Source organism: Stenotrophomonas sp. Br8 (genome assembly GCF_014763005.1).
Lineage (GTDB): Bacteria > Pseudomonadota > Gammaproteobacteria > Xanthomonadales > Xanthomonadaceae > Stenotrophomonas > Stenotrophomonas lactitubi.
In genome coordinates this window covers 102,116-119,086 of sequence record NZ_JACGTN010000017.1, presented here as the reverse complement: position 1 = coordinate 119,086, position 16,971 = coordinate 102,116, and the positions used below count along the sequence as shown (strand labels likewise).

Here is a 16,971-nt window from a genome sequence, read left to right as displayed (position 1 = left end):
AAACAGCCCGCACGGGGCGGGCTGTTCGGCGTATCCAGCGATGACGTTGATCGATGCGATCAATCGTCGTTCTTGGACATGTCTTCGTCGGCGACCACTTCAGCGGCGGCCCACTCCAGCGCTTCGCGCTCGGCGCGCTCACGCTCGGCCTTCTCGACTTCGTCGATCAGCGCGTTGTCGATCTTGCGGGCAGCGATCTCGCGCAGCGCCAGCACGGTCGGCTTGTCCTCGGTCTCGCTGTTGTCCAGCGTGGCCTGCACGCCATTGGCGAGCTGACGGGCGCGCTTGGAGGCCATCATCACCAGCTCGAAACGGTTGTTAACGACTTCCAGGCAATCTTCTACGGTAATGCGGGCCATACGGGCTCCCGGCGACCGGTCGGCCGCTCAGTCGAATGAGGGAAAGGGGACGGAGTGTACTGGCAGGGGCTGGACAAAATCAAGCCAACCCCCACCGGACCCTTTAGGAATCAATCAGTTGAACTCGCATCCGGGGTCAACAGGGCCTGGATCAGGCCGGCATGGCGGACCTTCTGGGCGTCCCGGCGCAGGCGGCTGGCGGTGAAGATCGCGCACAGTTCGTCCACGGCGGTGTCGAACACTTCATTGACGATGACGTAGTCGAACTCGTTGAAGTGCAGCATTTCATCGCGGGCCGCGCCCAGGCGCTGGGCGATGACCGCCTCGCTGTCCTGGCCGCGCTTGCGCATGCGGTCCTGCAGGGCCTGCTTGGACGGCGGCAGGATGAACACCGTCACCGTGCCCGGCACCAGCTGGCGCACCTGCTGCGCGCCCTGCCAGTCGATCTCCAGCAGCACGTCCTGGCCGGCGTTCAGCTGCGGCTCCACCGACTGCCGGGCGGTGCCCTTCCAGTCGCCATGCACCCAGGCGTGTTCGAAGAAGTCGCCGGCGGCGATCATCTCCTCGAACTTCTCCGCGCTGACGAAGTGGTAGTGCTGGCCGTTCACTTCACCCGGGCGCATGGCCCGCGAGGTGAAGGAGATCGACAGCGCGATCTGCGGGTCGCGCGCCAGGGTGGCGTTGACGATGCTGCTCTTGCCGGCGCCGGAGGGCGCGGCAACGATGTACAGCGTGCCGCGTGCGATCGCGGCCGGGGGCGTGGAAATGCTCATTCGATGTTCTGCACCTGCTCGCGGATCTGGTCGATCAGCACCTTCAGCTCGACGGCGGCATTGGACGTGCGGCTGTCCACCGACTTCGAACCGAGCGTGTTGGCCTCGCGGTTGAACTCCTGCAGCAGGAAGTCCAGGCGGCGGCCAACCGGCTCGCGCTGCTTGAGCACACGGCGGATCTCGACGATGTGGCTGGACAGGCGATCCAGCTCCTCGTCCACGTCCAGCTTCTGCAGCCACATCACCAGTTCCTGCTCGGCGCGGCCCGGATCGACCGGATGCGGCAGGTCGGCCAGGCGGGCGGCGAGCTTGGCGCGCTGGCCGTCGCGGATGGCTGGAATCAGCGTACGGACCTCGGCGGCGATGCGCTCGATGGCATCCACGCGCTCGGCAATCGCGGTGGCCAGCGTATTGCCTTCACGCTCGCGGGCGGCGATGAAGCTGTCCAGCACCTGGTCCAGCAGCGCCAATGCTTCAACCTGCAGGGCTGCGGCGTCGGTGGCCTCGCCCTGGGTGACGCCGGGCAACTGCAGCAGGTCGGTGAAGCTGACCTGCAGGTTGGGGAAATCGGAGGTCAGCCGGTGTGCCAGCTGGCCCAGCTGGCCCAGCAGCACCTCGTTGATCTGCAGGCTGGCAGCCGATTCCGGCGCGCGCAGGCGCATCACCAGATCCAGCTTGCCACGGCTCAGGCGCGCGGAAATGCGCTCGCGCAGCTGCGGTTCCAATGCGCGCAGTTCCTCGGGCAGGCGGGTGCCCACTTCCAGGAACCGGTGGTTGACCGAGCGCAGCTCGCAGCCCAGCGTTCCCCACGTGGTGGAGCGCTCGCCGCCGGCATAGGCCGTCATGCTTCGAATCATGGATGTATCCGGTGCTTGCAAAGGGGGAATGGTACCCTAGCGGTCTCTTTTGAGCCCCTTTCCCCGCCCCGTGAAGGCCGCGGGGATGGCGGCGTACTCCCTTTCCCAACGGAACCTGCCCCATGTCCGATTTCCGCCCCAGTGGCCGTCAGCCCGATCAGCTGCGCCCGGTCGTCATCCAGCGCGGTTTCACCCGCCACGCCGAAGGTTCGGTGCTGGTCTGCTTCGGTGAAACCCGCGTGCTGTGCACGGCCAGCATCGAGAACCGGGTGCCGGGCTTCCTGCGTGGCAAGGGCGAAGGCTGGGTGACCGCCGAGTACGGCATGCTGCCGCGCGCCACCCACACCCGCAGCGACCGCGAAGCCGCACGCGGCAAGCAGGGTGGACGCACGCTGGAGATCCAGCGCCTGATCGGCCGCAGCCTGCGTGCCTGCGTGGACCGCAACGCACTGGGCGAACGCACCATCACCCTGGACTGCGACGTGCTGCAGGCCGACGGCGGTACCCGCACTGCTGCCATCACCGGCGCCTACGTGGCCCTGGTCGATGCGGTGAACGTGCTGATGAAGCGCGGTGACATCAAGCGCAACCCGATCCTCGGCGCGGTGGCGGCGGTGTCGGTCGGCGTCTACCGCGGCACCCCGGTGCTGGACCTGGATTACGCCGAAGACAGCGACTGCGACACCGACATGAACGTGGTGATGAACGATGGCGGCGGTTTCATCGAACTGCAGGGCACCGCTGAAGGCCATGCCTTCCGCCGTGACGAACTGGATGCGCTGCTGGGCCTGGCCGAAAAGGGCGTGACCGAACTGCTGGCCGCGCAGCAGGCAGCGCTGTCGGCATGAACCGGCGCATTGCCCTGACCACCCTGGTGGTGGCCGACTACGACGAAGCCATTGCCTGGTACACCGGCAAGCTCGGCTTCCAGCTGCTGGACGACATCGACCAGGGCAGCAAGCGCTGGGTAGTGGTCGGCCCGACCGATGGCAGCGCTGCCGCCCTGCTGCTGGCCCGCGCCAGCAACGACGACCAGCGCAGCCGCATCGGCAACCAGACCGGCGGCCGCGTCGGCTTCTTCCTCAACACCGATGACTTCCGCCGCGACCACGCGGCGATGCTGGCCGCCGGTGTCGAATTCCTGGAAGAGCCGCGCGAAGAACCCTACGCCACCGTCGCGGTGTTCCGCGACCTGTACGGCAACACCTGGGACCTGTTGGAGCCCCGCTGATGAAGAAGCTTGTCCTGGCCAGCCACAACGCTGGCAAGCTGGTGGAAATGCAGGAAATCCTCGCCGACCTGCCGCTGCAGATCACTTCGGCCGCCGAACTGGGCCTGGGCGATGTGGAAGAGACCGGCCTGACCTTCGTCGAGAACGCGCTGCTGAAGGCGCGCGCCGCCTGCGAAGCGACCGGCCTGCCGGCGCTGGCCGATGATTCGGGACTGATCGTCGATGCCCTCGGCGGTGCGCCGGGTCTGTACAGCGCGCGCTATGCGGGCCAGCCGACCAATGCAGCGGCCAACAACGCCAAGCTGCTGGAAGCAATGGCCGACATCGCCGATGGCCAGCGCAGCGCCCGCTTCTATGCGGTGATCGTGCTGCTGCGGCACGCCACCGACCCGCAGCCGCTGATCTGCGAAGGCCGCTGGGAAGGGCAGATCATCCGCGAACTGCGCGGGAGCAACGGCTTCGGTTACAACCCGGTGTTCCTGGATACCGCCCACGGCCTGACCGCTGCGGAAATGGAACCGGCGTTGAAGAATGCCATCAGCCATCGCGCCATCGCCCTGCAGCAGCTCAAGCAGCAGCTCGCGGCCTGGCTCTGATACCCCACCAGAACAACACAGGGAAGCCGGCCCGCGGCCGGCACTACCGATGACTGCCATGCCGCACGACCACGACCACGATCACTGCAACCACCTGCCCGGCGAGTCCTGCGACCACGACACCCCGCCACGTCTGGTGCCGCCGCCGCTGGCGCTGTACGTGCATCTGCCGTGGTGCGTGCGCAAGTGCCCATACTGCGATTTCAACTCGCACCAGGCCAAGGGCGAACTGCCCTTCGATGCCTACATCGATGCGCTGGTGCGCGACCTCGACCAGGACCTGCCGCTGGTCTGGGGCCGGGTGGTCAGCAGCGTGTTCTTCGGTGGCGGCACGCCCAGCCTGTTCCCGCCGGAAGCCATCGACCGCTTCCTGCAGCAGGCCAGCGCGCGTCTGCGCTTCGCGCCCAATGCCGAGATCACCCTGGAAACCAACCCGGGCACCGCCGAGCACGGCCGCTTCGACCGCTACCGTGCGGCCGGGGTCAACCGCCTCAGCTTCGGCATCCAGAGTTTCGATGATGCGATGCTCAAGCGCCTGGGCCGCATCCACGACAGTGGCGAGGCCGAGCGCGCGGTGAAGATGGCGCAGGACGCGGGCTACGACAATTTCAACATCGACCTGATGTACGCCCTGCCGGAGCAGACCCTGGCCGGTGCCGAGGCCGACCTGGAACGCGCGTTCGCGTTGCAGCCGACCCACATCTCGCACTACCAGCTGACCCTGGAACCGAACACCGTGTTCTTCGCGCGGCCGCCGCAGGGCATCCCCGATGAAGACAATGCCTGGGACATGCAGGAACACTGCCAGGCGCTGCTGGCGCAGGCCGGTTTCGGCCAGTACGAGGTGAGTGCCTACGCCCGCCCCGGCCGGCAGAGCGCGCACAACCTGAACTACTGGCGTTTCGGTGACTACCTCGGCATTGGCGCCGGCGCACACGGCAAGATCAGTTCCGGCGCAGAGGAGCACGTGCTGCGACGCTGGAAGCACAAGCACCCGCAGACGTTCATGGATACCGCAGGCACGGCCGCATCGTTCGGTGGCGACGAGGTGATCGCCGCCGATCGCCTGCCGTTCGAGTACATGCTCAACCTGCTGCGCCTGCATGAAGGTTTCAGCCTGCGCGACTTCGAATCGCGGACCGGCCTGGCCCGCAGCGTGCTGGACGTACCACTGGGCGAAGCGGTGCAGCGCGGTTGGCTGCTGGTGGCGGACGGGTACGTGCAACCGACCGAGCTCGGCCGGCGCTTCACCAACGATGTGGTCAGCCTGTTCCTGGAAGATTGATCTGCCTGCGGCGCGGCCATGGAAGGCCGCGCTGAATGAATCTGCGGCTAAAGTAGCGCCGTCACCGGCCGACACGGTAGATTCCAAGTTCGATACGCGGGAATCCGGACCCCCTCGCCGATGTCTGCTGTCTTCTCTCTTTCCAGTGCCGACACTGCCCGCCTGGCCGCGGCCGACCTGCCGCCGCGTGTACGCGAGCTGCTGGGCGCGTTGATCGGCCTGTGCCACCAGGCCCTGACGGCACCGCTGATCCTCACCGTGGAAGCGCTGGAGCAGACCCTGCTGCATGACGCCGACCATGCCCGCAACCCGCAACAGCAGGCTGACCTGCTGGGCCAGCGCGGGCAGCTGCATGCGTTCGCCGGTCACTTCAGCGACCGCATGCTCGATGCACTGGCTGATGCGCTTGCGCGGCTGCGTGAACCGGCCGCCGCGGTCGTGGCCGCCGTCACCCCACCGCCGTTGCCCGGCATGCTGGGGTTGACCCTGGTAGCCGAGCATGAGGTCGACCGCGACCTGCTGCTGACCGAAATGGTGCGCCGGGAAACGCTGCGTTCGGCCAACGCCTTGAACCTGCTCGGCCAGCGTCTGGGTGTTGTTGCCGGCGCGCCGGCCTTTGAAGCCGATACCCTGCCCCTGGCACCGCAGGCCCTGTGCGCAATGGTGCGCAAGCTGGCCGAACAGGATGCCCTCAGCGCCGACGTCCAGATGGCGCTGTACCGCAGTTTCGAGCGGCAGGTGCTGGAGCGGCTGGGCAATGTGCTGGACCGTGCCAATGCGCTGCTGGCGCAGCACGGCATCCTGCCAGGCCTGGTCTACACCCCGTACCTGGCGCGTTCTTCCAGCACCCGCCGGATCATCACCCAGTCGGTCGGCAGCGGACGCAGCGGACGCCCATCACCGCGCGTGCCCACGCCGATGACCGGCTGGGGTGGCTCGGCACCGGCCGGCTCGTGGTCGACATTGATGCAGGACGCCTTCGCCGATGCGGCTGCGCCCGGCGCCTCGGCCGGGCTGACGGTACCGGCCAACAGCGTGCTGCATGAAATGCTGCAACGGGCACGGCCGACCCCGCAACCAGCGGCCGATCCCGCTGCCCTGCCCAGTGCAGCGGTTGATGCCGTGCTGGCGCGCCTGCAGGGTCAGGCCAGCGCCGCCAGCGCCATGACCGATCTGCAGGCCGCCGTGGTCGCCCAGCTGCGCAGCGAACATGGCGCGCAGGCAAGCCTTGGCAGCCACGACCGTGACAATCTTGATCTGCTGCGCCTGCTGCTGCAGCAGGTACAGCAGCAGCAACGTCCGGACCCGGTGCCGGCCGCGCTGCTCGCGCGCCTGCAGGTACCACTGGCGCGCGCAGCGATGGCCGATCCCGGGTTCTTCGTTCGCGACGAACACCCGGCACGCGAACTGCTCAACCATGTCGCTGAAGCCGGCGCCAGCTGGCTCGGCGATGACGATGTCGATCCGCAGCTGCTGCAACGGCTGGCGCAGAGCGTGCAGGGCCTGCTCGGCCAGGATGCGCGGACGCCCGAGGCCTTTGCCACCGCCAACGAAGAAATACAGCAGCACCAGCGTGCCGCCGCGCACCGCGCCGAACTGGCCGAACGCCGTCACGTGGAAGCCGCACGCGGCAAGGAACGGCTGGAACTGGCGCGACGCCAGGCCAATGCGCAGATCGACCAGTGCTGCGACACGCAGGAGCCGCCACGCTTCGTGCAGACACTGCTGCGCCAGGCCTGGGCGGACGCATTGACGCTGACCCGCCTGCGCCACGGTGATGATTCGCCGCAATGGCAGGAGCGCCTGCAGCAGACCGAACGCATCGCGGCGATCACTGCCGAGGCCGCCAGCGAAAGCAGCGTGACCGATGCTCCGCTGGCCGCCGAGGTTGAATCGGCCCTGCTGCAGGTCGGCTACCACGCAGAGGAAGCCGCAGCCGTCGCGCGCCGCCTGTCCACACCCGGTGGCGAAGATGAAAGCACCTCACGCACCGAACTCAGCGCGCGCCTGAAGGCGCATGCGCGTCTGGGCGAACACGCAGGCGCACAGCCCTTGGCAAGCGATTCCGCACCGCGCAGCGAGGCCGAGGAGGCCTGCTACCAGCAGTTGTGCGCGCTGCCCTTCGGCAGCTGGTTCGATATCGATGACGGCGAAGGCACTCTGCGTCGCCAGCGCCTGTCCTGGTACAGCCTGCTGACCGGCCATGTGCTGTTCGTCAACGCGCGTGGGCAGAAGATCGGCGAAACCACCCTGGATACGCTGGCCCGGCAGATGAGCGCCGGACGCGCGCAACTGGTCACCGAAGACAAGGGCCGTCTGGTCGACCGCGCCTGGCAGGCCAGCCTGAGCGCACTGCGCACGCTCGCCGGACGTCGCCCACAGGAGCCCAACGCATGAGTACGCAACCGCCCCTTGATACCCGCCGCGCGCCGCGACGGCAGGTCTCCGACCTGGTGCCGGTGACCGACCAGATGCGCGACAGCGTGGTCGGCCGGCTGGGCAACGTGTCCGAGACCGGCATGCTGATGCTGGCCAGCGCCGCGCTGCGCGACGATGCGCTGTATCAGTTGCGCTTCCCGTTGCCGTTGGCCGATGGTCGCAGCGAGGTGATCGATGTCGGCGTACACCTGCTGTGGAGCGAACCGGCGCATGCGCCCGGCCAGAGCTGGGCAGGCTTCCGCTTCCTGACCCTGTCACGCGAGCATCGGCAGCAACTACGCCTGTGGATCGGCGAAGACAGCGACGAGGCACCGGTTTCGACGGGCTGAGTGCCGGTTCCGGCACAGCGGAGTGCGTCGGTATCCGGCAGAATCTAGGGCCGTTTTCCGTGTCGAGCCACCGCAATGATCCAGCAAGACCCCGGCGCCCTGTATCCCGACCACCTGGCCGTGCTGTGCCGACGCGCCGAGCAGGCGCTGGCACGCGGCGGCTTCGACCACCTGGTGGTGCCCAGCGGCACCCTGCACTACCAGGTCTTCGACGACCGTGACTACCCGTACGCGGTCAACCCGCAGTTCAAGGCCTGGCTGCCGCTGACCCGGGTGCCCAACAGCTGGATCGTGTTCACCCCGGGCAAGCGCCCGGCGGTGATCTTCCACCAGCCGTTCGACTACTGGCATGTAGTGCCGGATGCACCGAGCGGCTGGTGGGTCGAGCACTTCGACATCCACATCATCCGCACGCCCGAGGAAGCGCTGGCACTGCTGCCGTCCGACCCGGCGCGCTGCGCGATCCTGGGTGAACCGCAGAGCGCGCTGGGCGCGTATGTGCCGAACAACCCGGCGCCGGTGGTGAACTACCTGGAATGGCATCGCGGCAGCAAGACGCCGTATGAAATCGCACTGATGCGCCAGGCGCAGGTGCTGGGCGTGCGCGGCCATCGCGCAGCCGAAGCGGCGTTCCGCAATGGCGCCGACGAGTTCAGCATCCACATGGCGTACTGCCAGGCCGTGGGCCAGGACGCCACTGAACTGCCGTACGGCAACATCGTGGCCCTGAACGAACATGCGGCAGTGCTGCATTACACCGAACTGGGCCGCAAGGCACCGCAGCCGATGCGCAGCTTCCTGATCGACGCCGGCGCCAGCGCGCATGGTTATGCCAGCGACATCACCCGCACCTACGCCGCCGCCGGCCATGACGAGTTCGCGGCAATGATCGAAGCCGTCGATGCCGCGCAGCAGACAATGTGCGCAGCGGTGCGCCCGGGCTTCGACTACAAGCAGCTGCATGTTGATGCGCATCTGTCGCTGATGGGCGTGCTGAAGGACTTCGGAGTGATCAAGGTGTCGCCGCAGACTGCGCTGGAAACCGGCGTCAGCGCCGCGTTCTTCCCGCATGGCATCGGTCACCTGATCGGCCTGCAGGTGCACGACGTGGCCGGTTTCGCTGCCAGTGACGAAGGCGGCCGCATCGAGCGCCCGGCGGGTCATCCGTACCTGCGCCTGACCCGTGTACTGGAACCGGGCATGGTGGTGACGATCGAACCGGGCCTGTACTTCATCGACATGCTGTTGAACGAAGTGAAGGCTGCCGGTCATGGCGATGCGATCAACTGGGATCGCGTGGACTTCTTCCGCCCGTACGGCGGCATCCGCATCGAAGACGAAGTGCTGTGCACTGATGCCGAGGCGGACAATCTGACGCGGCCGGTGTTTGCGGCGGCGAACGGCTGAGCCCCTCGTGGTTGGTCGCGAAACGCATCGAGACTACTGAGGCTTGGCCGGGCGGGTGAGCTGCGCAGGGGACGCCGTAAATACGTCCCTGTAGGCTCGGGCGCGCCATCCAGGGCGCTTACGCCCCTGCGCAGCCCACCCGCCCGGCCACGGACAGTTTCCGTGCGCGGCCAGCCACGGAAGAAAGAAAGAAAAGCAAAAGCGGGTCGCTCGCTGCGCTCGCTCTGTGTCGACCAAGGTCGACACCTACCAACGGCCGCGCGTCCCAACAATCGCGCGTTCCAACAATCGCCGTTACCAACAGCCGCAGGAATCTGTCAGAGGTGGGGCGGTGTGGGTGGGCAGGACCGTTGGCGCCATGGATGGGTTTACGGCGTGTCCTGACTACCCACACCGCCCCGCCATCCCACGCAATGCCGCTCTGGCTTTGGCTGTTGCCTCTGCAGGTGCAGGGCTGCAAGCCCTGCCGAAAATCCTTACCCCGCCATCAACGCTTCGATCTCGTCGGCGCTGCGCTCCAGGCCTTCGGTCAACACCCGATGCCCGTCGTCGGTGATCAGCACGTCATCTTCGGTACGGATGCCGATGCCGCGCCAGCGCGGCTCCACCGTCGTGTCGTCCACGCCGATGTACAGCCCCGGCTCGATGGTGAATGCCATGCCCGGCTCCAGCAGGCGCGAATCGCCGGCCAGGCGGTAATCGCCTACGTCGTGCACATCCAGCCCGATCCAGTGCCCGGTCTTGTGCCGGTAGAAACGCTGGTACAACCCTTCGGCAAGATTCTTTTCCAGCGTGCCCTTCAACAGGCCCAGTTGCAGCAACCCCTCGGTGAGGGTCTGCACCGCCGCCAGATGGCCCATTTCGTACGCTACTCCCGGTTTGGCCTGGGCCAGTGCCGCCGCCTGCGCCGCCCCCACCAGATCATGCAGCGCGCGCTGCTCGGCGCTGAAACGACCGTTGACCGGGAACGTGCGGGTGATGTCGCTGGCATAGCCGCGGAACTCGGCACCGGCGTCGATCAACACCAGTTCGCCGTCGCGCGAACGCGCGTTGTTGTCGCGGTAATGCAGGATGCAGGCGTTGCGGCCGGCACCGACGATGCTGCAGTACGCAGGCACCGCGTCGTTGGCGCGGAACACCCGCTCCAGTTCGGCCTGCAGTTCGTACTCGTGGATGCCGGCCTTCGCGGCCTGCATGGCGGCACGATGTGCCAGCACGCTGATGTCGGCCGCGCGCTGCATCAACGCCACCTCGGCACCGGACTTGAACAACCGCTGCTCGTGCAGCAGATGGCCCAGTTCCAGGAACTCATGCGGCGGCTGCGCACCGTGACGCACCTGCGATCGTACGCGGTTCACCCAGCCGATCAGCTTCAGGTCGAAATCCGCATCGCGGCCGAAGTGGTAGTACACCCGCGACCGCCCTTCCAGCAGGCCCGGCAGGATGTCGTCCAGATCGGTGATCGGGTAGGCATCGTCCATCGCGTACTGCGCCACAGCGCCTTCCTGGCCGGCGCGACCGCCATCCCAGGCTTCGCGCTCGGGATCGCGCTCGCGGCAGAACAGGATGGCTTCGCCGTGGCGGCGACCGGGAATCAGCACCAGTACCGCTTCCGGCTCCGGGAAGCCGGTCAGGTACTGGAAATCCGAATCCTGCCGGTACGGATAATGGGTATCGAGGCTGCGCACCTTCTCCGATGCCGCCGGCAGCACCAGGATCGCGTCTTCGCCCGCCATGTCCATCAGTTGCCGGCGGCGACGCTTGTATTCGCCGGCAGCGATGCCGGTGCGCTGCTTGATATCCATCAGTTCAGGCGCTGCCGATGGCGCGCGGCCAGCACCACGTCACCGTGCAGCAGCAGCACCGCCACCCGGATGAACTCTTCGATTTCCGACAGGGCTTCGTCGTCATCATCACCGCCTGCTTCGAAGTCCTCGCTCGAGGCACGGGCCAGGCTGGCCAGGTCGTTCAGCGCCTCCTCGCCTTCTTCGGACAAGGTCGGGCGGTGGCCGCCACTGCCCAGGCCGAAGCCGCCCAGGAAAGAACGGGTCCAGCTGAACATGGCATCCGCCTGCGCGGCCACGTCACTGCTGTCGGTCAACAGCAGCTCGAAGGCGAAGTCACGGTCTTCCAGCTGCTTGATGGTGGCCTCCAGCAACTGCGCCAGCGCACTGTCGGCAGCCACCTGCGGCAGATTGTCGTCGGCCAGCACGCGCGCCGGCCAGTCATTGCCGGGGGCACCGCCAGCGGCCAGCCAGCCGCACAGCCCGCCATGCAGCTCGGCAGCAGTGGCGCCCAGGCCCAGTTCCTGGCTGGCGCGGGTAACGTCGTCGACGGAGGGAAGTTCGGTCATCGTGCGGCTCGTTCGGAAGGGAAACTACGGAGCGCGCACGCGCGCGCCCGTGAGCCGGGTAGTGTAGCAATCTGTCCGCCTGCTCTCCGTAGCCGCCGGGGCCTGCTGCGACAGTGCTTGACCGCCCTGACCCGGCTTGCCTATCGTGCGGGCATGGAACCCGCCGATCCCCTTGCCCAGCTGCAGGCCTTCGCCGCCCGTGTGGAGGCGTTGCTCGACCGCAACCAGCGGCTGGCCGAGGAGAACCGCAGCCTGCGCCACCAGCAGGAACAGCTGGTGGCCGAGCGCTCGACGCTGCTGGCCAAGAACGAGCAGGCGCGTTCGCGGGTGGAAGCGATGATCACCCGGCTCAAATCCCTGGAGCAGCACACATGAGTGCCGAACCGGTCAGCGTCCGCATCCTCGACCGTGAATACACGGTTGGTGTCGGTGGCGATGAACGCGACAGCCTGATGGCGGCCGCCCGCCTGCTGGATGCGCGCATGCGCGAGATCCGTGGCAGCAACCGGATGGCCGCCGTCGACCGCATCGCGGTGCTGGCAGCGCTCAACCTGGCGCACGAACTGCAGCAGCTGCGCGATGAGAACGCCCGCCAGGCGGTGGCCCTGCAGCAGACCCTGGCCGACCTGAACCGGCGTCTGGACCGGGCAATCGACAGCAGCACGTGAAAAAGGCGCGGAATGCGCCTTCTCTTTTCTGAATTGGCACGCACTGTTGCCGACGAACGGCCTATCCAGATCCTGCGTGCTGGCTATAATGGCCACGCGTTCTCTGCGGTACTCGACGGCATGTGCAAACATTCGCCTTGTCCCTTAAGAACGACACCGGGAGCGCGACAGCGCCGGGAGTGCAGGTCCGCCTTGCAGCGGGAAGCCCGATGGTTCTCCAACGTTCCCACTTGAGCCCGCGGGTTCAAGGTCGTTTCGCATGCATCGACATTGCGGAGAATGCAATATTCCAGCAAGGGCGGCGTCTTCGGGCGTCGCCCTTGTTCTTTCCGGCACAATGACGGCTGATCCTTGCCGCACGCTGCCATGACCGACCCGCGACAGGCCTTGCGCCACGACCTGCGGCAACGCCGCCGCGACCTCTCCGCCCCCGCCCGTATCGCCGCTGCCGAATCGCTGGCCGATGCGCTGCTGACACTGCCGTTCGCCCCGCGCGAAGGCGCCGTGGCCGGCTACTGGGCGCTGGATGGCGAGATCGCCCTGCATCGCTGGCAGCTGCAGCTACCCGACACGCTGCGTTACTGCCTGCCGGTACTGCACGGCGACGTGTTGCGCTTCGCGCCCTGGCGCCCCGGCCAACCGCTGACCAGCAACCGTTACGGCATCCCCGAACCGGACATCGCCCTCGAAGACACGCTGGAACCCGCGCAGATGGCCCTGGTGGTGACGCCGCTGGTGGGCTTCGACGCACAGTGCCGGCGGCTGGGAATGGGAGGCGGCTGGTATGATCGCAGCTTCGCCTTCCGCCATGATCGGCCGGCGCCACCCTGGCTGGTCGGCGCGGCATTCTCGGTGCAGCAGGTCGAGTCCTTGCCGGTAGCGTCCTGGGACGTGCCGGTGGATGCGATCTGCACTGAAGCCGGCACCCTGCTCCCTTCCGCTGCCCCCGTGAACGCATGACCGCCCGCAAGCGCTACTGGCTGATGAAGTCCGAACCGGACGCCTTTTCCATCGATGACCTGGCCAAGGTCAAGATTGAACCCTGGAACGGCGTGCGCAACTACCAGGCGCGCAATTTCATGCGCGACGGCATGCAGGTCGGCGACGGCATCCTGTTCTACCACTCCAATACCAAGGTGCCCGGCATCGTCGGCCTGGCCACGGTGGCCAGCGCGGCCTACCCGGATGACACCCAGTTCGATCCGAAATCCGACTACCACGACCCCAAGAGCACGCGCGAGAACCCGCGCTGGATGCTGGTGGACGTGGCCTTCGATCGCAAGCTGAAGCAGGTGATCGCGCTGGACGAGATCAAGCTGCACGCCGAGGAACTCGGCGAAGGCTTCCCGCTGGTTGCCAAGGGCAACCGCCTGTCGGTGTTCCCGGTGACCGCTACGCAGTGGAAGCTGCTGCTGTCGCTGGAAAAGAAATCCTGATTCCCTGCCTGAGAGCTCCCCGCAATGTCTGAAGCCAAGCGCCTGGCCGCCGAAAAGGCCATCGAGTACGTCGAAGACGGCATGATCGTCGGTGTCGGTACCGGCTCCACCGTCGCCTATTTCATCGATGCGCTGGCCCGCATCCAGCATCGCATCAAGGGTGCGGTGTCCAGTTCCGAGCAGAGCACCGCGCGCCTGAAGCAGCACGGCATCGAGGTGATCGAACTGAACCACACCGGCACGCTGTCGCTGTACGTGGATGGCGCCGACGAGTGTGATGCCAACAAGTGCCTGATCAAGGGCGGCGGCGCTGCACTCACGCGCGAGAAGATCATCGCCGAGGCCAGCGAGCGCTTCGTCTGCATCGTCGACCCGAGCAAGCAGGTGCCGGTACTGGGCAGGTTCCCGCTGCCGGTGGAAGTGATCCCGATGGCACGCAGCCTGGTTGCCCGCCAGATCCGCGACATGACCGGCGGCCAGCCGACCTGGCGCGAAGGCGTGGTGACCGACAACGGCAACCAGATCCTGGACATCCACAACCTGCAGATCACCGACCCGGAAAAGCTGGAGCGCGAGCTCAACCAGTTGCCGGGCGTGGTCTGTGTCGGCCTGTTCGCGCGCCGCCGTGCCGATGTGGTGATCGTCGGCGGTGAGCCGCCGATCGTGCTCTGACCCTTTCGAAGGACCCTACGATGTCGTTGCTGCGCTCCCTGTTGATGCTTCCGCTGCTGGCCCTGACCGGCTGCGCCACCGATGCCGCCCGCCACTGGGTGGAACTGGGCGGCGCACGCTATGACGTTGAACTGGCCACCAACGATGAAACCCGTGCGCGTGGGCTGATGTTCCGCGACCAGATGGCCGAGGACCACGGCATGCTGTTCGTGCATGACCGCGAGGAAATGCAGGCGTACTGGATGAAGAACACCAAGATCGCGCTGGACATCCTGTACTTCGACAGCGAGCGGCGGCTGGTGAGCCAGCAGCGCGACGTGCCGCCGTGCTCGGCCGGCGACATGTGCCCGCCCTACCCCAGCGGTGGCCCGGCGCGCTTCGTGCTGGAGCTCAATGCCGGCCAGGCGGAGAAGCTCAAGCTGAAGGATGGTACCGAGCTGACCTTCGGCCCGGGCATCGAGAAATAAAGGTTCGGCCGGGCTGCGCCCGGCACCCGCCGAATCAACATCAACGTCAAAAGCGGGCTATCCGTGGGTTGGCGTGGTGGGTCCGGTTGCGGGGGACGCCGTGAATCCATCCCACGCCCCCGCAACCGGACCCACCCCGCCTTCGACAGCTTCCTGCTGCTGTTGGTATGTGTCGACCTTGGTCGACACGGTAGATCCACGCCATGCGTGGATGGGAAATCGGTGGGATGAGAAATTCACGCCGCACTGCTTGAAACCGCCCACGATTGCCGCCAGTCTGTGGACATGCAGGACCGGATCACTCTCCCCGACTGGGATGCACTGGCCGCCTTCGACGACGAGGCGCTGCCACTGCTGCCGACCGCGTTGCTGATCGCGCGCGATGAATATCCCGATCTGCAGCCGTCGACCTACGATGCGCTGGTGCAGAGCCACGTCGAGCACCTGCGCGCCGAGGTGGACAGCATCGAGCACAGCCCGCTGAAGATGGCGGCCATCAACCGGCATCTGTTCGATGAGCTGGGTTACAGCGGCGATCACCAGGAGTACTACGACCCGCGCAACAGCTACCTCAACCAGGTCTTCGAGCGCCGTCTGGGCAATCCGATATCGCTGGCGCTGGTGCAGATGGAAGTGGCGCGACGGCTGGGCATTCCGCTTGACGGGGTGTCATTTCCCGGTCATTTCCTGGTGCGCCTGCCGGTCGACGATGGCGTGCTGGTGATGGACCCGTTCAACGGTGGCCGCCCGCTGGACGTGGACGAACTGCGCGAACGCGCCAAGTCGCACCTGGGCGGGCAGATGCCCGATGACCAGGTGCTGGCGCAGATCCTCGATCCTGCACCGAGCCGCGCGATCCTGATCCGCATGCTGCGCAACCTGCATGGGGTCTATGCCGAAGCCAGCGAGTGGGATCGTGCCGCGCGCAGTGCCGATCGCCTGCTCAAGCTCGCCCCCGAACAGGACGATGCCCTGCGTGATCGCGGCCTGGCCTATCTGCAGCTGGACTACCTGGCCGGGGCCCGCACCGACCTGGGCCTGTACCTGAAGCGCAACCCCGAGGCCAGCGACGCGCAATGGCTGCGCGAGAAGCTGATTGATCTCGGCGGGCCGGCACCACGGCTGCATTGAGGTTGTCCGGTGTGCGGACGGACGGTCCGCACCCACCGGTAGCGCCGGGCCATGCCCGGCGGCGATTGCGCTCAGTCGATCTCGACCATCTCGAAATCGTCCTTGGTCACGCCGCAATCCGGGCATGTCCAGGTCTCGGGGATGTCTTCCCAGCGCGTTCCCGGAGCGATGCCCTCTTCCGGCAGCCCATCCGCTTCGCGGTACAGGAATCCGCAGACCACGCACATCCAGGTACGCAGGGTGGTGGGGGTGGCTTCGCTCATCGGATAATCAGGGCTGGATTCACGGGCCGCCATTGTCCCATCGCGGTCCACTCACCGGTAGCCATCGATGACTTCTGCTTCCCCGACGCCCCGCGGCGTCTACCTGATCACCCCGGATGAACCCGATACCGCCCGCCTGCTGGCGCGCACCGCGCCGCTGCTGGCTGCCGGCGCCACCTGGCTGCAGTACCGCAACAAGACCGCCAGCGATGCCCTGCGGCGGGAACAGGCCACGGCCCTGCAGGCCTTGTGCGCAGCCCATGGCGTGCCGCTGATCGTCAACGACGACCCGGCGCTTGCCCAGGCCATCGGCGCGGCCGGCGTGCACCTGGGCGGCACCGACGGTGACATCGGCGCCGCGCGCAGCCTGCTCGGCCCCGACGCCATCATCGGCGCGTCCTGCTACGACCAGCTGGCCAATGCCGAGCGTGCCGTGGCCGAGGGTGCCAGCTACGTGGCCTTCGGCGCGTTCTTCCCCACCACCACCAAGGTCACCAGCAACCGCGCCCACGTCGACCTGCTGCGGCAAAGCGCCGCACTGGGCGTGCCGCGGGTGGCGATTGGCGGCCTGAGCCCGGACAATGTCGGTCCCATCATCGATGCCGGCGCCGATCTGCTGGCCGTGGTCAGCGGCATCTACGCCGCGCAGGACCCGGTCGCGACCCAGCGCGCCTACCTCGCCCGATTCGATACGCCGCAGTAATC

The 16,971-nt window shown here is 67.0% G+C and carries 21 protein-coding genes and 1 other RNA gene; 16 read left to right on the top strand and 6 right to left on the bottom strand.

Annotated elements, in window-relative coordinates; genetic code table 11:
• Positions 1–59: 59 nt before the first annotated feature.
• From rpoZ to H3005_RS15720, 3 genes are all read right to left on the bottom strand, one after another.
• Positions 60–359, bottom strand: coding sequence for a DNA-directed RNA polymerase subunit omega (rpoZ, locus tag H3005_RS15730; protein WP_005410877.1), 300 nt, complete (start codon positions 357–359; stop codon positions 60–62).
• Between the two features lie 110 nt (positions 360–469).
• Positions 470–1,132 carry a guanylate kinase gene (gene gmk, locus H3005_RS15725; RefSeq protein ID WP_033831917.1) on the bottom strand — a complete coding sequence of 221 codons (663 nt, stop codon included), beginning with the start codon at positions 1,130–1,132 and terminating at the stop codon, positions 470–472.
• Positions 1,129–1,989 carry a YicC/YloC family endoribonuclease gene (locus H3005_RS15720; protein ID WP_191078558.1) on the bottom strand — a complete coding sequence of 287 codons (861 nt, stop codon included), beginning with the start codon at positions 1,987–1,989 and terminating at the stop codon, positions 1,129–1,131. The genes gmk and H3005_RS15720 overlap by 4 nt, the downstream gene beginning before the upstream one ends.
• A gap of 122 nt (positions 1,990–2,111) precedes the next feature.
• Between H3005_RS15720 and rph the strand changes: the two genes are divergently transcribed.
• The 7 genes from rph to pepQ all read left to right on the top strand — a co-directional run bounded on the left by rph (position 2,112) and on the right by pepQ (position 9,276).
• Positions 2,112–2,837: a ribonuclease PH gene (gene rph / locus H3005_RS15715; protein ID WP_025874210.1), complete on the top strand. Its 726-nt coding sequence runs from the start codon at positions 2,112–2,114 to the stop codon at positions 2,835–2,837.
• Positions 2,834–3,220, top strand: coding sequence for a VOC family protein (locus H3005_RS15710; RefSeq protein WP_180165836.1), 387 nt, complete (start codon positions 2,834–2,836; stop codon positions 3,218–3,220). Before rph ends, H3005_RS15710 begins: the two co-directional genes overlap by 4 nt.
• The gene (gene rdgB / locus H3005_RS15705; protein WP_191078557.1) at positions 3,220–3,816 is read left to right on the top strand and encodes an RdgB/HAM1 family non-canonical purine NTP pyrophosphatase; all 597 of its coding nucleotides are present in this window, start codon (positions 3,220–3,222) and stop codon (positions 3,814–3,816) included. Before H3005_RS15710 ends, rdgB begins: the two co-directional genes overlap by 1 nt.
• 58 nt (positions 3,817–3,874) lie before the next feature.
• Positions 3,875–5,101 (top strand): radical SAM family heme chaperone HemW, encoded by a 1,227-nt coding sequence (gene hemW / locus H3005_RS15700; RefSeq protein WP_223880292.1) that lies wholly within the window; start codon positions 3,875–3,877, stop codon positions 5,099–5,101.
• Positions 5,102–5,221: 120 nt separating this feature from the next.
• Entirely contained in the window at positions 5,222–7,498 is a 2,277-nt protein-coding gene (locus tag H3005_RS15695; RefSeq protein ID WP_191078556.1) for a DUF1631 family protein, read from the top strand.
• The gene (locus H3005_RS15690; protein ID WP_100553459.1) at positions 7,495–7,869 is read left to right on the top strand and encodes a PilZ domain-containing protein; all 375 of its coding nucleotides are present in this window, start codon (positions 7,495–7,497) and stop codon (positions 7,867–7,869) included. Before H3005_RS15695 ends, H3005_RS15690 begins: the two co-directional genes overlap by 4 nt.
• 75 nt (positions 7,870–7,944) lie before the next feature.
• Positions 7,945–9,276 (top strand): Xaa-Pro dipeptidase, encoded by a 1,332-nt coding sequence (pepQ, locus tag H3005_RS15685; protein ID WP_191078555.1) that lies wholly within the window; start codon positions 7,945–7,947, stop codon positions 9,274–9,276.
• A 476-nt stretch (positions 9,277–9,752) separates the two neighbouring features.
• Here the strand turns inward: pepQ and H3005_RS15680 are convergent, their stop codons facing one another.
• Complete coding sequence (locus tag H3005_RS15680) at positions 9,753–11,081, bottom strand: aminopeptidase P N-terminal domain-containing protein (RefSeq protein ID WP_165781001.1); 1,329 nt, start codon at positions 11,079–11,081, stop codon at positions 9,753–9,755.
• Complete coding sequence (locus H3005_RS15675) at positions 11,081–11,629, bottom strand: YecA family protein (RefSeq protein ID WP_089236676.1); 549 nt, start codon at positions 11,627–11,629, stop codon at positions 11,081–11,083. Before H3005_RS15675 ends, H3005_RS15680 begins: the two co-directional genes overlap by 1 nt.
• Before the next feature lie 153 nt (positions 11,630–11,782).
• Here H3005_RS15675 and H3005_RS15670 point away from each other — a divergent pair, with 153 nt between their 5' ends.
• The 8 genes from H3005_RS15670 (at position 11,783) to H3005_RS15635 (ending at position 16,003) form a co-directional block, all read left to right on the top strand.
• On the top strand, positions 11,783–12,004 hold the full coding sequence (locus H3005_RS15670; protein ID WP_025874200.1) for a TIGR02449 family protein: 222 nt from the start codon (positions 11,783–11,785) through the stop codon (positions 12,002–12,004).
• Positions 12,001–12,297 carry a cell division protein ZapA gene (locus H3005_RS15665; protein ID WP_100553461.1) on the top strand — a complete coding sequence of 99 codons (297 nt, stop codon included), beginning with the start codon at positions 12,001–12,003 and terminating at the stop codon, positions 12,295–12,297. Before H3005_RS15670 ends, H3005_RS15665 begins: the two co-directional genes overlap by 4 nt.
• A 97-nt stretch (positions 12,298–12,394) precedes the next feature.
• A non-coding RNA gene (gene ssrS / locus H3005_RS15660) (6S RNA) lies at positions 12,395–12,580 on the top strand.
• Positions 12,581–12,663: 83 nt separating this feature from the next.
• Positions 12,664–13,257 carry a 5-formyltetrahydrofolate cyclo-ligase gene (locus H3005_RS15655; protein WP_191078554.1) on the top strand — a complete coding sequence of 198 codons (594 nt, stop codon included), beginning with the start codon at positions 12,664–12,666 and terminating at the stop codon, positions 13,255–13,257.
• Positions 13,254–13,733 carry an EVE domain-containing protein gene (locus tag H3005_RS15650; RefSeq protein WP_191078553.1) on the top strand — a complete coding sequence of 160 codons (480 nt, stop codon included), beginning with the start codon at positions 13,254–13,256 and terminating at the stop codon, positions 13,731–13,733. Before H3005_RS15655 ends, H3005_RS15650 begins: the two co-directional genes overlap by 4 nt.
• Before the next feature lie 24 nt (positions 13,734–13,757).
• Positions 13,758–14,405, top strand: coding sequence for a ribose-5-phosphate isomerase RpiA (gene rpiA / locus H3005_RS15645; RefSeq protein WP_099820806.1), 648 nt, complete (start codon positions 13,758–13,760; stop codon positions 14,403–14,405).
• A 20-nt stretch (positions 14,406–14,425) separates the two neighbouring features.
• On the top strand, positions 14,426–14,872 hold the full coding sequence (locus H3005_RS15640; protein WP_180165848.1) for a DUF192 domain-containing protein: 447 nt from the start codon (positions 14,426–14,428) through the stop codon (positions 14,870–14,872).
• 285 nt (positions 14,873–15,157) lie between these two features.
• Positions 15,158–16,003: a SirB1 family protein gene (locus H3005_RS15635; RefSeq protein WP_089236681.1), complete on the top strand. Its 846-nt coding sequence runs from the start codon at positions 15,158–15,160 to the stop codon at positions 16,001–16,003.
• A 71-nt stretch (positions 16,004–16,074) separates the two neighbouring features.
• On the opposite strand, the gene H3005_RS15630 is transcribed toward H3005_RS15635, so the two are convergent.
• Positions 16,075–16,299 carry a rubredoxin gene (locus tag H3005_RS15630; protein WP_025874193.1) on the bottom strand — a complete coding sequence of 75 codons (225 nt, stop codon included), beginning with the start codon at positions 16,297–16,299 and terminating at the stop codon, positions 16,075–16,077.
• Between the two features lie 34 nt (positions 16,300–16,333).
• Here H3005_RS15630 and thiE point away from each other — a divergent pair, with 34 nt between their 5' ends.
• Positions 16,334–16,969 (top strand): thiamine phosphate synthase, encoded by a 636-nt coding sequence (gene thiE, locus H3005_RS15625; RefSeq protein WP_191078552.1) that lies wholly within the window; start codon positions 16,334–16,336, stop codon positions 16,967–16,969.
• Positions 16,970–16,971: the final 2 nt, after the last annotated feature.